The organism is Microvirga massiliensis (assembly GCF_001006805.1).
GTDB classification, from domain to species: Bacteria; Pseudomonadota; Alphaproteobacteria; order Rhizobiales; family Beijerinckiaceae; genus Microvirga; species Microvirga massiliensis.
This window is the reverse complement of sequence record NZ_LN811363.1, coordinates 24,400-37,479: the sequence shown is the minus strand read 5'-3', so window position 1 is coordinate 37,479 and position 13,080 is coordinate 24,400. Positions and strand designations below refer to the sequence as shown.

The window sequence follows — 13,080 nt, the reverse complement described above, 5'->3', positions numbered from 1 at the left end:
CGCTCGCACGGAGCTCCAGCATGGCCGTTCGCATGAACGACTGTATTCGACTTCAATGCGGAAATCCGGACATCTTCAGCTTCGTGCCAGTGGCGGACGGGTGAACCTGCGGCGGGCAAAGGCTGGGAAGAAGCAGTCGGTATTGCAGAGGGCGCGCCTGGCAGCGACCAGGATATGATCAGGGCAGTGCAGACCAGTTCAATGGGGAGGGATCAATCGAAAGAAATCATTGCACCCTGGAACCTCAGCCGATTGGGGCGCGGTCTGGATCAAGCTACATTGTTTGTAGCAAGGAAGGTGTCTCATGTTGGGACGGGCTCCGGTCGCTGAGGTGGTGCTTCTTTTCTTCCTTGTCGTGGCGCACCCGGCTTCCGCCGAGGACTGGTGGGGAAGGAAGCTCGCGAACCAGCCGGAAAACTTCCTGTTCGGATACGGGTCTCTGATCAATACGGATTCCCGCAACGCGACGGCACCGAAACCCATTCATGCGATCCCGGTGCGGCTCTCGGCCTCCTTCGGCTTCGTGCGCGCCTGGGTGGACCGGTCCGCGACCGGGTTCACGGCACTGGGCCTCCGCAGGCCTGTCCCCGGCGAGAGCGCCATGACGGTCAACGGCGTGCTGTATCCGGTCGAGGGCGCCGACATGAGCCACTTCGACAGGCGGGAGACAGGCTATGCCCGCGTCGCTGTCCCGTTGGACGTCATAGAGGCTGTATCATGGCAGCAGGTTCCCGCGACGGGTAACGTCTGGGTCTATGTCCCGGTCGGCAGGGACGGCAAGATCGGCGAGGACCTGCCGGTCGCCTCAGCCAAGTATCCGCTGCTGCAATCCTACATCGACGTCGTCCTTGACGGGGCGCTGGAATACAGTCCGGACTTTGCCCAGGAACTGATCGAGACCACCCAGGACTGGAGTTCGTATTGGCTGAACGATCGTGAGTTGCCGCGCCGGCCCTGGGTCTTCGACAAGAACTTCGCCGTGGAGGATCAACTCCTCAAGGAGACGCAGCCGGCCGCCGACCATTTCGAAGAACGTCTTCTGCCCGAGGTATTTGCCGTCCGGCACGCTCAGTCGATCCAGCCTTGACCCAGTGGATGTCCGTTCAGAGCTCTCTGACTATGGCGATTCACAGACCCTCTTTGGTCAACGACTCCGAATCGGGATCGTTGGCCTTCTGGCTAGGCTGTCTCCTCACCTGTTCCGAGGTCGTCGTGTCGGCCGTTACCGATCCCGACCCGCTCGCACCCCTGCTGACGCGGAACGTGGGACACCGCGAGATACTCCTACGCCAAGCCGGCGGCGCCCTGTCGGCCGGGGCAGCCGGGCGGCTGCTGGGGATCACGCGTGCGGCCGTCGACGAGTGCTGGCGCACCGGCACCCTGCTCTGCGTCTGGGAAGGCGGCAACTGGCGCTATCCGGCCTGCCAGTTCCGAGAGGGCGAGGTAGTTCCCGGCCCGCATCGAGTGATACCCGCACGGAGCCTCCCCTGGCGGACGCAGCCTTGAAGTGCCATCGAGGCACCGAACCGATTCCGTTGGGCCAGATCGGTTGCTCGCGTGGACCACCGCGACCGGTTTTTCGGTCGGGCTCGGAACCAATCCCGCGCGATAGGGTTGAATCTGGTTTAGCTCGAGGGGGCGAGGGGATTCGTGGACATCGTGAAGCCGCTGGCGCGAGACGCCACCCGCCCCGAACCGTCTCTCGTCATCGACGACACCATCCTGGAATTCCTGCCGACGCCGGTCTGCGTTTGCTCCGCCGATGGCACCGTGGTCCGCTACAACCGCAAGGCGACGCAACTCTGGGGCTGCTCACCCCGCCCCGGCGACGCGAACGAGCGGTTCTGCGGCTCCCATCGGCTCTTCCGGCCCGACGGGCTACCTCTGCCGCACGCAGACTGCCCCATGGCCGAGGTTCTGCGGACCGGCATCCCGGCCCGGGACCTCGAGGTCATCATCGAGCAGCCCTGCGGCACTCGCCTCTGGGTCCTGGTCAACATCGAGCCGATCCGGAACGGGCGGGGTGAGGTCAGCGGGGGCATCAACTCCTTCCAGGACATCACGGCCCGCAAGGCGCTCGAGCTCCAACTCCGCCGGAGCCAGCAGGATCTGGAGGACTTCTTCGAGAACGGGGCGGTCGGCCTGCATCTCGTGGGCGCCGACGGCACGATCCTGCGGGCCAACAAGGCTGAACTCGCTCTCTTGGGCTACTCGGCCGAGGAATACGTCGGCCGCAAGATCTCCGAGTTCCACGTCGACCCGGAGGTGATCGCCGATATCCTGAAGCGTCTTCTCCGGGGCGAGCGGCTCGACCGGGTTCCCGCCCGGCTGCGGGCGAAGGATGGCTCGATCCGGCACGTCCTGATCACCTCGAGCGGGCATTTCCGGGACGGCAAGTTCAAGAACACGCGCTGCTTCACGGTGGACATCACCGGCCAGGCTCTTGCCGACGCGGCCCTGCACGAGAGCCGGCGGCGGTTGGCCGCGACCTACGAGGCCGTTCCGGTCGGCATTGCCGAGACCGACGGGAACGGGCGGTTCTTGCGGGTGAACCGCGCCTTCTCGGCGATCAGCGGCCTCTCGCCGGACGAACTCCGGGACCGCACCTTCCTCGATCTGACCCACCCGGACGATCGGGAGACCGACGCAAAGCGCTATGCGCGCCAGGCTCGCGGCGAGATCGAGCAGTATGCGATCCGGAAGCGCTACGTCCGCCCTGATGGCGGGGTGATCTTCGTGGACGTCCTCAGCTCCTCGGTCCGCGATGGCCAGGGCTGCTTCCGCTATGGTGTGCGCGTCGTGCAGGACGTGACCGAGCGGCAGCGCATGCAGGCCCTGCTGAGCGAAAGCGAGCGCCGCACGCGCAATCTCCTGGAGGCGCTGCCGGTGGCCGTCTACACGACGGACGCCGCGGGCCGCATCACGTACTACAACAAGGCCGCCGCGAACTTCGCGGGTCGCCGTCCCGCGCTGGGAGAGCAATGGTGTGTCACCTGGCGTCTTTACCGCCCGGATGGCTCGCCGCTGCCGCACGACCAATGCCCCATGGCCGTGGCACTGAAAGAGGATCGCCCCGTCTGGGGCATGGAGGCGGTGGCCGAGCGGCCCGACGGCACCCGCATCCCGTTCCTGCCCTACCCGACGCCGCTCCACGATGCCGCGGGCGCGCTGGTCGGGGCCGTGAACGTGCTCGTCGACATCAGCGAGCACAAGCGGGCCGAGGAGGCGGTGCAGCGGCTCGCCTCCATCGTCGAGTCCTCCCATGATGCCATCGTGAGCAAGGATCTCGATGGCATCATCAAGACCTGGAACAAAGGTGCCGAGCGGCTCTTCGGCTATACGGCCGCGGAAGTCATCGGGAAGCCGATCACCCTCCTGATCCCGCCGGAACGCCACGACGAGGAGTCCATGATCCTCGCGCGGATTCGTCGTGGTGAACGCCTCAGCCAGTACGAGACCGTGCGCGTGCGCAAGGACGGAACGTCGATCGACATTTCGCTGACGGTCTCCCCTGTCAGAGGCGCCGATGGCCGGATCATTGGGGCCTCGAAGATCGCCCGGGACATCACCGAGCGCAAGCGGGCCGAGATGCGCCGTCAGCTTCTCGTCAACGAGTTGAACCACCGGGTGAAGAACACGCTTGCCGTCGTGCAGTCGGTTGCCGCCCAGAGCTTCCGGGGCGAGACCGACGGGCACGCGTATGCGCGGTTCGAGGCGCGCCTGATGGCGCTCGCGCGCGCGCATGACATCCTCACGCGGGAGGATTGGGAGAGCGCCGATCTCCGAGACCTCGTGACGAGAACGGTTGCTCCTCATTGTGCGGACGCAAGTCGGTTCGAGCTCAACGGCGCTCCTCTTCGGATCTCCGCCTCCATGGCGCTCTCCCTCACCATGGCCCTGCATGAGCTGTGCACCAACGCTGCGAAGTATGGAGCCCTGTCGAATGCGACCGGCCGCGTGCACATCGGATGGCATGTGACCGATGGGAGTGGCGGCCGTCGGCTTCACCTGCGCTGGGCGGAGCGGGGCGGTCCTGCGGTCCTCCCGCCCCGGAGCAGGGGCTTCGGCTCGCGGCTCATCGAGCGGGGGCTTGCCCGCGAGCTCGATGCGGATGTCCGCCTGGACTACGCGCCGTCCGGTGTCATCTGCACGATCGGCGCGCCGCTGCGCTGAGCTCTGCCCGCTCCACTTTTTCGCTTCGCAATACTCGATCCGAGTGCGCCACCAGGATATCGTCTCCGCTCGGAAGGACTCCGGACGGACATTGATGCGTCGAACGATGCGCTCCACCTTCGCCGCGTCCGCTTCGGCGCGTTCCCGACGTGGGCTCTCCCGCAAACGCAAGCCTGCGTGCCAGAGACAGGCCGCCGCCCCGACAAGATCGTATTCCTCCAGAGTTTCCGCCGCGGGGCGAGCATTGCGAGCGCCGGCTCGCGTGTGAGGGTCTGCGCCCGAGCAAGAGGATGCGGTTGACGGCCTATTCCGGTCTTCGGGAGATCGTGCAGTTCGCACCAAACCTGCACGTTCACCTCACAAGGCTTCGTGACCCAGGAAAGTGCACCGCAATGCCCCAAGAGGAGACCGACTGTTTGGCTTGAGCGGGGTCACCGGAGGAGGAGAGGTCATGCCCACCATTGCTCTTGAGGTCGAGCTATTGATCCTCCGGGAGGTTCTGGTCGTCTTCCCGCCGGGTTTCGATGACCTGCCCATCGGCGATCATCTTGGACAACAACTTTGCAACCAGAGCTAAGTGGACCGGCTTCTCAAGGAATGGCATCTCTCGAAGCTCCAGCGGAATGGCCGCCAGATCATCCCAAGATGTATAGAATAGGAACGGGACTTCTCTGCGCTGAAGCTCATCCGCGAGATCGAAGGAAGTGCCGTCCCACAGCGCGATATCGAGAACGGCGGCATCGGGCCGGTTGCTTTCGATCCAGGTGCGGGCTTGCGAGACCCGGTTGAAGGGGCCGGCGACATCGAGTCCTAGCCGCGCGAGGGAGGCCACAAGGGGCAGGTTCGGCAGCAGCTCCCTCTGGAGCACCAGAACACGCGGCTGAGTGGACGGCTCGTCAATCGTGGCTGAGCCTTGATCCCCCGCATCCGACCTTTGTAGCGATCCAGGGCCGTCCCCTTCAGCCTTGGTGATCCCTGCCTCTGCCGTCTGTCGTTGTGCACGCAGGTGTTCGCGGAGGGCCTGGAGCCGGTGGCGGATGTGTTCACGAACCCGCTGGGCGCTCTCGGAACCAGATGTCTGACCGTCACTCTGCACAGGACCGCCCCCCAGCGACCGAACGAGCAAACGACTGGCAAATGCCACGCGAACGACAAGGCGTCTGTGAGGAACCTAACAGGTTGGCAAATTACTGGTATAAATTTATGCGCCTCAGCTTCCAGGAGGCCCGGTTCCAGCCGCCTCCGCCCAGCTTGGCTGCCAGTCGTGCCAAGGGGCGGGCAGAAGGTATGCAAGGGTGTGTCTCTGACACCGCAACACTTGCAGGCAGCCTCTTCGAGACCGGTGTTGTCGGCCATGCCCGACGGCGAGACAGAAATTGCCGTGGGTTACGTCGTGGCCCTGAAGTCGAGGCTTGCGGGGGCGGCCTCCGGCGGGTCAGCACTCTGGAACGCGCCCCTTCGAGCAGCCCCTTCGACATCAGGCAGTTCCCCTGGTCCCTACGGCCGCCCAGGAGGGTCCTCTGGCGGGAACCTGTCCTCGTGGACGGTGGCCACCGCATGTTCCAAGCCGTCCGTCACCTCCAGGCCGATCCAGTGTCCCGTGATGAGATGCTTCTGCCGCGAGCAGGCGAGAAAGTAGCTCCCGGGCTGCCGCGCGACGAAGTCGAGCCGCGCGGTCTCCTGGGGAAAGATGCCGTCCAGGGGGAGGATGAAGGCACCCCAGATCGCGTCCTCCTCCCGCAACCTCACGGGCATCTCGGACCCTGCGTGGGGTCGGGTCGTCATGATGCAAGCCCCTTCCCGTGCGCAGCGTCAGTTGGGCTGGCGCACCTGATCGAGGAAGAACTGCACCTCTCGGAAAAGCTGCATCCGGTTCTTCTCCAGCATGACGAGATGCGTCCCCTCGCCGATCTCGACGAACCGCTTATCCGACCCGCTCGGGAGCTTGTGGAAGAGGGCTTGCGCCTGCTCGGGCGGGGTCAGCCCATCCCACTCGGCGACAATGACCAGCGTCGGAACCTTGATCCTCGCGGGATCATAGTATGGCTTGCCGATGTCCCAGTAATCTCGGAAGTCCTGCCACACGCCCGCCGGGCTGCGCAGCACCGGCGGATTCTGTTTTGAACCCACGGGATCGGTGGCCAGAGCGACCGCCGACCATGCGTCAAACCCCGGCATCAGGTCGCTCTTCCGATCATCGGGGGCGCCGATCTGCAAGCGCTCCCGTTTGGGCGGGGCCGCAATGTAGGCTCCCGACGGGCGGCTCGCAGTTGCCGCAGGCGGCGCGGATTGCAGCCATACGGGCGCGTAAAGCACGAGCCGCTCGACCTTGTCGTTGTGATCGGCCGTGTAGGCGCCCACGATCACGGTCCCCCAGGACCAGCCCATGACAGTGAGCTTCGAGAGGCCCCGCCGCCGCAGGATGAAGTCGATGGCGGAGCCGACATCCTTCACCGCCACATCGGTGGTGGCGACCGGGGGATTGCTCGCGGCTGGCTGATCCATTTCCGGCGGACGCGTCGAGCGACCGTAGCCGCGCACATCCACCAGGTAAACGTCCCAGCCGTGCTGGGCGATGAAGTCCATCCAGGACAGGCCCGCGAGCGGGAAATCGAATGTCGCCTCCGAGGGCAGGGTCGCGCCGTGGACAAACAGCAGCGTTCTCTCCGGCGCAAATTGCGTCGTGTCCTCCGGCCGCTTGTTTCTGACGAAGAGCTGCGTGCCGGGGTCAGCCGCGATCATGAACTCCTCGGTTACGAGCTTCGGCGCCGCTCCGGCCGTGCCGACTGATGGGAACGCTGCCAGAGCTGTCAAAGCCGCGGCCGTCAGCGCCGCGATAAGGTGAGTGCGCAGCATCGATCGATTCCTCCGCCAAGTTGGCAAGCCCCCGATTTGCTGGTTCTGCATCGAGAACATCCTCGGTCGCCTGCGACGAGGGCGAAGGTCCGGGAAAGACGGACGAGTGCTATGCGGTCAGTGTTTGCCGACATGGCCAGTCCAATGCGCCTCAGCGCGGCGGCGGGAGTGCCAAATTGACGTTGACCGTCTTCGTCTCGGTGAAGCTGTCGAGCATGCCTTCGAGCGACATCTCGCGCCCAATCCCGCTTTCCTTGACACCGCCGTAAGACTGGCCGAGCACCTGGCCGCCGCCCTGGTTCACCTGGACCCAGCCCGCCTCGACTGCGTGCGCGGTGCGCAGCGCCTGGCCGATGTCGCGCGACCAGACATAGGCGGCCAGCCCATAGTGGCTCTCGTTCGCCATGCGGATCGCCTCGGCTTCGTCGCGCCAGGGGATCGCGACCAGCACCGGCCCGAAGATCTCCTCCCGGGCGAGCCGCCAGTCGTTCGACGCGTCGGCGAAGATCGTCGGGATCGCGAAATACCCCGTCGCGAGCGGACCTTCGCGCGGCGGCAATCCCCCGGTCACGAGGCGGGCGTCGGGCCGGCCGAGGCCTTCCTCGATGTAGCCGCAGACCTTCGTGAATTGGCGCTCGTTGATGATTGAGCCGATGTCGGTCGCCTCGTCGAGCGGGTCGCCGATCCTCAGAGCCTTCACCTTGGCGGCGAGCCTGTCGAGGAACGGCTCGAAGATGTCGGCGTGCAGGAACAGCCGCGATCCCGCCGTGCAGGACTGGCTCTGGCGCGTGAAGCGCATCGCGGCGATGATGCCCTCGACGACCCAGTCCTCGTCCGCGTCGGGAAAGACAATGGACGGGCTCTTGCCGCCGAGCTCGAGCGAGACAGGGACCACCCGATCGGCCGCCGCCCGCATGATCGCCTTGCCGACCGCGGTCGAGCCCGTGAAGCTCAGCTTGCGGATGCGGGGATGGGCGCTGAGCGGCCCGCCGCACTCCGCGCCGTAGCCCGTGAGGACGTTGACCACTCCCGGCGGGAGGTGCGCCTGACAGATCTCCGCGATCATGAGCACGGCGAGGGGGGCATCCTCGGCGGCCTTGAGCACGAGGGTGTTGCCGGCGCAGATCGCGGGGGCGATCTTGAGCGACGCGAGCTGGGCCGGGGCATTCCACGGCACGATCGCGCCGACGATGCCGATCGGCTCGCGGCGCGTGTAGCTGAGCATCGCTTCGCCGAGCGGGACGGTCTTGCCCTTCAACTCGCCCGCGAGGCCGCCGAAATAGCGGAACACATCGGCGACCCACCTGGCCTCGCCACGCGCCTGCGTGCGGAGCGCATTGCCGGTCTCGCTGGCGATGAGCCGCGCCAGCTCCTCCTCGCGGGCTTCCAGAGCCGCGGCGATGGCCAGGCACGCTCGCCCGCGGTCCCGCGCCGGAACCCGCGCCCAGGCCGGGAATGCGGCGCCGGCCGCCGCGACCGCGAGATCGACATCCGCGGCCCCACCGCGCGGCACCTCCCCGATCGGCTCCCTCCGGCCCGGGTTCTCGACCACGATCGTCTGGCCCGAGGTGGCGTCGCGCCACTCTCCGCCGATCAGCATCTGCCGTCTGAGATAGCCCGGCCCTGCCGAAACGTTTCCGCCGGAGCGCTCCGGGTGGCCGTCCAACAGCAGGTCTTCGCGATGAAGCGTAGTCATCGGAACAGCTCCGACGTTCTCGATCAGACGGCGAGGAGGTCAGCCTGCCCTCGATCATACGCCGCTTCCAGAGCCGCCGGAATGCGAGCACGTCATGCTCGGGGAGGTCATGGCGCGGGAGTTGGCCGAAGCAGGCGGGAGGTCGTCTGCACTGGATCTTGGTCGTGTAAGGTGGATCTCGCTGAGGGATGCCCGCAAGCAGCTCCACAGAATGGCCGAGCACTGCGAGGCGCTGGCAAAAGCCGAGGAGCGCGAGGCCCGCAAAGTCGCTCCCCTCCAGAGGCCCAAGCCAAAAGCCGAATCGGGATCGGACGCCTTGCTGGAGTCGAACGAACACTGAGGGATTGGGTTGCCCCGACTGGTCGAGGGCGATCCCTCGTCCCTTGGGAAGGGCTGGATTGCACAGGGAAGTGGAAGTTCGACCAACGTCGGCTTGGTGCCAATTCCGGACCTTCGCACTCGCTGTGCTGTCGCTGTGTGATCGCAGCGAACGCAAGTCATCCGGACTTCATGTGAGAAGCGGTGGGATGTATAGCCTCGCCGCGGAGTTCGAAGATCCGGATTGCGCTGCCGAAACCCCTCGGCTTGATTGTGTCGACAAGACGGAACAGGAACCGCTGTGCGACCCGCTGCTGGACGGCTTCGCTGACCAGGATATCGGTGCCGTACTCCTTGTTGAGAGGCTCCAGGCGTGCCGCAAGGTTCACGGTTGCGCCAAGAGCCGTATAGCTCATTCGGTCGGAAGACCCGATAATTCCCACGACGGCCTCACCGGTATGAAGCCCAAACCGGGTCTTGTATTCGGGCCACCCTTCCCGTTCGAAGGCCTCGTTGACTTCCAGATTGACGTCGCGGCAGGCCAGGACGGCGGCGCAGGCATGCGCCACGTGATCGGCATCCTCGGTCGGCGCGTTCCAGATTGCCATGATGGCATCGCCGACGAATTTGTCGACCGTACCGCCATGCGCCATGATCACTTCGGTCAGCGCAGCAAAGTAGCGTGACGTCTGCAACAGGACCTGCTCCGGATCGGCCTTCTCGGCGATGTTGGTGAACCCCTGGATGTCGGTGAACAGGATGGTGACGTCGCGACGTGAGCCCCCGAGGCGCGGAGCCATCCCGGTCTCGACGAGCTGCTGGACGAGACGCTTCGGAACGAAGCTGGAGAAGGTCCGGACGACCGCGCGCATGGTTGACACCGATCGCCCGAGGTCGTCGATCTCGCGGATGACAGAGCGCACACGGCCGGCGTCTTCCTGCATCTCGAAACGCTGAATCCTATCGGTCTCCACCGCGAGGGCCGTCATGGAGCGGGCCAGCATCGAGCCGATCCACCAGACGATGGGAAGAGCCGCGAGAACAAAGGCGAGCGCGAGCAGGAGCAGCCTGCGCCTCCCTGCCTCCACCTCCGAGAAGAACTCGTCCAGGGGCGCCATCACGGCGAGGCGCACATGGGCCGAGCCGGCGGTTGCGATCGAGCGGAAGGCTGCGACGTAGGTCCGGCCGTCCTTCGCCTCGAAAACCTGCTGGGCGTCGCCGCCCTGCTGCCAGCCTGCCAAAGGCTTCGCGATGTCGACCGATTCGATCTCGTCGAGGCGTGGCAGGTCCGCGGCGGCATCGGAGGGCCGCGCCCGGAGGAACTCGGACATGCGCGGATGGGCGATCACCCTCCCTTTGTCATCGAAGAGGAAGACCACGCCCGATTGCCCGAGCCTTTGCGCCTTGAGGAAGGCGTCCGTATCGGCGAGCAGGATGTCGCCGGCAACAATGCCTTGGCGTCCCTGCGTGAACGGCGCCCGGACCGTATATCCGGTCAAGCCAGCCAGCTTGAACAGGTATGGCTCGGTGATGGACCCGGCCTCGGGGTCGAAAGCGCCGCGATACCAAGGGCGCTCGCGTGGATCGTAATCCGCCTCCCGCTGCGCCTGGGCGACCACCTCGAGATCTGATGAGAGATAGTATGTATTCCGCACCCGCGACGGAACACCGGGTGGCCTGTCGATCACGGTCAGGCGGAACTCCGCGGCCGACGGGGCTTCGAGTTGTGCGCGAACAGCCGGTCCCGCCCGGTCCAAGGCATCGAGCTCGATGAAAGCGCCATCATCATAGCCAACATACAGGTTGTAAAGCTGGTCGTGCTCGCGCAGGAGCGCCGCCAGGGTCGCATAGAAAGGTGGATTGTCCGAGATCCCGCCGGAGACCACTGGCGGGAGCTGCTTTAGCGCTTCCAGCGCGCTCAGGACCGCCTTGAACTGCCCGTCCACGCGGTCGGCTGTATGCTCCGCGACACGGTCGATGAAGGTAACAGCGGCGGAGCGAGTGATTGCGCGGGCCCGGTCGAAACTCAGGACCACCAGCGCCAGGCCGACCGCCAAGACTACTGCGATGAACAACGCGGTGACAGAGAGCTGGTAGCCGATTCGAACCCGCATTGGCCCTCGTTTGGTATGCAACCGCTTGATCCCTCCTGTCCGAAGCCTCCCTGTCAGGTTCGCCACAGCATGCAGGTCAGAACCGCGCCCGCAACCAAGATAGGGCGATCGCCTTGGTGCGGCATCTGTGGAGGGCTGTTCATGGCCCCCGCCCGTGAGTGACGCCGTCGCTCAGTCCGGGGGACGTCGACAGACCTGTCGCTTAAAGAAGGCTCGTCGGGAGTCTAGGTCCGTGGATTTAGGTATCGCAGGGTACGCGCCGTAGCCGGGGCGGCACGTACCGACAGATCGGAATTCATGAGGTGCGAACCAATGCTTCACAGTTACGGATGGCGCAGCCATAGGCGCGGCCTGTGGGTCGAGTGCAAACGAGGCGGTGAACAGGTCGGTGGTGCTGCCAATAGCTGGAGTTGCCATACCGGTGCTGAGCGCCAGGTCCGTTTCGGATCCAAGTGCGATGTAGCGCCAATCAATCGAAGGTCTGCCCGCTGCTGGTTTCCGGAAGTCCGGTGAACTTCAGCTCCATGCCAGAAGCGGCCATAGGCTTGCAGTAAGCACACTATTCATCGCGTGCGCACCCGGCGTCGCGATACGGAACTTCAACGGCTGGCCTCATTGCGACATGAGTTTGCGCGCGAGCGTTACCGCCGCGGCATCGAGGGAATCTCCCCGCGCAGTCGGCATCAGGTTCCCGGCTTTGAGCATGAGCTCGGTCATGACGCGTCGGATCTGCTCGTCCGATTGAGCCACGCCCGCGGCGTCGAAGTCCTTGCGGATCTTGCTGAACACGTCGCTGCGCTCGGGATCGACCGTGCCCCGCGCAAGGGCATCCGAATAGGCCTCCGCGTCGCGGCCCGTGATTCCCAGCTTCTCGGCGGCCCACCTGCCGAGGAGCATGTTGCGGAGGATCGTCTTTTCCACATTGTCGACGCCGGTCATTCGGAATTCTCCGATTGCGGCAGCGGAATGCCCCTTCCGGTGAGCGGGCTCCGCGGCCCGAATGGTTCGGAATTCGGTAGCGAAAGCCACCGAGATGTCGGCACAGGTCGTGAAGACCCGGTCCCCCATCACTGCCTGCCGCAGGTGTTCCGATCTGAATGATTACAGGTGCAGTAGCCCGTTTGCAGGGGTAAGGGCGACTGCATAAGTCGAAACCTCTCGAGCACGGCGCTCGTCAAGCGGCCCTGTTCTTGAGTGCACCGATCATGACGGTCAAAATAGCGCCGCCGGCACCGCCGCTGACGAGGTTGGCGAGGACGCCCCCGACACTGAAATTGCCGCTCGCGATCGATGCCCCGATGGCTGGCATGGCAAGGGCTACAATCTGTCCAAGGACTCCGCCACCGACAGCGCCTGCGATAAGATTGCCGGCGGTGCCCAAATCAAACTGAGGAGATGCTTTCCCCGCCGCTCCACCTCCCACTGCGCCTGCGATCAGATTGATCAGAATCTGTTCCATTCGCGCCTCCCGATGAGCGCTCAACCTCTTGCCAGTTGAGTGACGGGCCGGGCCTTGGAGCATGCCAAGGGTGAGCCCTGGAGCTGAATTTCTCCCATCAAGCTCTTGCCTACACTGCGCCCGTCGATCGCTGTTAGCAAGCCACCTGGGAGGCAGTGTGGATCCCTGCCGATTTGCCCTGAGCGCTGCGGCCGGATCGGCAGCGGGGCAAGCTGACGGGGCCGGATGGCCGCACAGGATACGTGGTCTGTTGCGCCGGAGGTTCTCGCCAGGCCGATCCATGCAGTGTTCGGTTGCAAAAGCCGCCAGACTCGATCCAGCCTGTCAGGCAGTATCCGGCTCCACGTCCAGATTGGGCCACGTGAGGGTTGAAAGGAATTGAAACGGAAACGCGCCGAGTTGCCTGGTGAAGTCGAGGAACCGACGCGCAGGATGAAAACCATCAGGAAGCAGGTTTCCGCCTT

10 protein-coding genes are annotated in these 13,080 nt (G+C 65.1%); 3 read left to right on the top strand and 7 right to left on the bottom strand.

Features of this window, described 5'->3' with window-relative positions:
• Positions 1–304: 304 nt before the first annotated feature.
• The 3 genes from BN1233_RS32520 (at position 305) to BN1233_RS32510 (ending at position 4,173) form a co-directional block, all read left to right on the top strand.
• On the top strand, positions 305–1,087 hold the full coding sequence (locus BN1233_RS32520) for a gamma-glutamylcyclotransferase family protein (protein WP_046867819.1): 783 nt from the start codon (positions 305–307) through the stop codon (positions 1,085–1,087).
• A gap of 125 nt (positions 1,088–1,212) precedes the next feature.
• Positions 1,213–1,506: a hypothetical protein gene (locus BN1233_RS32515; protein WP_147707677.1), complete on the top strand. Its 294-nt coding sequence runs from the start codon at positions 1,213–1,215 to the stop codon at positions 1,504–1,506.
• Positions 1,507–1,659: 153 nt separating this feature from the next.
• Positions 1,660–4,173: a PAS domain S-box protein gene (locus BN1233_RS32510; RefSeq protein ID WP_074078423.1), complete on the top strand. Its 2,514-nt coding sequence runs from the start codon at positions 1,660–1,662 to the stop codon at positions 4,171–4,173.
• Between the two features lie 478 nt (positions 4,174–4,651).
• Here BN1233_RS32510 and BN1233_RS32505 read toward each other — a convergent pair whose 3' ends face one another.
• The 7 genes from BN1233_RS32505 to BN1233_RS32470 form a co-directional block, all read right to left on the bottom strand.
• Positions 4,652–5,041 (bottom strand): response regulator, encoded by a 390-nt coding sequence (locus tag BN1233_RS32505; protein ID WP_048709671.1) that lies wholly within the window; start codon positions 5,039–5,041, stop codon positions 4,652–4,654.
• Between the two features lie 629 nt (positions 5,042–5,670).
• Positions 5,671–5,958 carry a hypothetical protein gene (locus BN1233_RS32500; protein ID WP_053086461.1) on the bottom strand — a complete coding sequence of 96 codons (288 nt, stop codon included), beginning with the start codon at positions 5,956–5,958 and terminating at the stop codon, positions 5,671–5,673.
• Positions 5,959–5,985: 27 nt separating this feature from the next.
• Positions 5,986–7,029: an alpha/beta hydrolase gene (locus tag BN1233_RS32495; RefSeq protein ID WP_082145789.1), complete on the bottom strand. Its 1,044-nt coding sequence runs from the start codon at positions 7,027–7,029 to the stop codon at positions 5,986–5,988.
• 151 nt (positions 7,030–7,180) lie between these two features.
• Positions 7,181–8,629 (bottom strand): aldehyde dehydrogenase family protein, encoded by a 1,449-nt coding sequence (locus BN1233_RS32490; protein WP_046867976.1) that lies wholly within the window; start codon positions 8,627–8,629, stop codon positions 7,181–7,183.
• Between the two features lie 593 nt (positions 8,630–9,222).
• Positions 9,223–11,157 carry an adenylate/guanylate cyclase domain-containing protein gene (locus BN1233_RS32480; RefSeq protein WP_046867817.1) on the bottom strand — a complete coding sequence of 645 codons (1,935 nt, stop codon included), beginning with the start codon at positions 11,155–11,157 and terminating at the stop codon, positions 9,223–9,225.
• 612 nt (positions 11,158–11,769) lie between these two features.
• Positions 11,770–12,225 carry an ATPase inhibitor subunit zeta gene (locus tag BN1233_RS32475; RefSeq protein WP_052764026.1) on the bottom strand — a complete coding sequence of 152 codons (456 nt, stop codon included), beginning with the start codon at positions 12,223–12,225 and terminating at the stop codon, positions 11,770–11,772.
• 106 nt (positions 12,226–12,331) lie between these two features.
• Positions 12,332–12,616 (bottom strand): hypothetical protein, encoded by a 285-nt coding sequence (locus BN1233_RS32470; RefSeq protein ID WP_046867816.1) that lies wholly within the window; start codon positions 12,614–12,616, stop codon positions 12,332–12,334.
• Between the last annotated feature and the right edge of the window lie 464 nt (positions 12,617–13,080).

What these genes read in the sequence shown, in the direction of transcription:
- BN1233_RS32520 (WP_046867819.1), top strand. Translation starts at nt 305, where the DNA reads ATGTTGGGACGGGCTCCGGTCGCTGAGGTGGTGCTTCTTTTCTTCCTT.
- BN1233_RS32500 (WP_053086461.1), bottom strand. Translation starts at nt 5,958, where the DNA reads ATGACGACCCGACCCCACGCAGGGTCCGAGATGCCCGTGAGGTTGCGG.
- BN1233_RS32495 (WP_082145789.1), bottom strand. Translation starts at nt 7,029, where the DNA reads ATGCTGCGCACTCACCTTATCGCGGCGCTGACGGCCGCGGCTTTGACA.
- BN1233_RS32490 (WP_046867976.1), bottom strand. Translation starts at nt 8,629, where the DNA reads ATGCTGATCGGCGGAGAGTGGCGCGACGCCACCTCGGGCCAGACGATC.
- BN1233_RS32480 (WP_046867817.1), bottom strand. Translation starts at nt 11,157, where the DNA reads ATGCGGGTTCGAATCGGCTACCAGCTCTCTGTCACCGCGTTGTTCATC.
- BN1233_RS32475 (WP_052764026.1), bottom strand. Translation starts at nt 12,225, where the DNA reads ATGGGGGACCGGGTCTTCACGACCTGTGCCGACATCTCGGTGGCTTTC.
- BN1233_RS32470 (WP_046867816.1), bottom strand. Translation starts at nt 12,616, where the DNA reads ATGGAACAGATTCTGATCAATCTGATCGCAGGCGCAGTGGGAGGTGGA.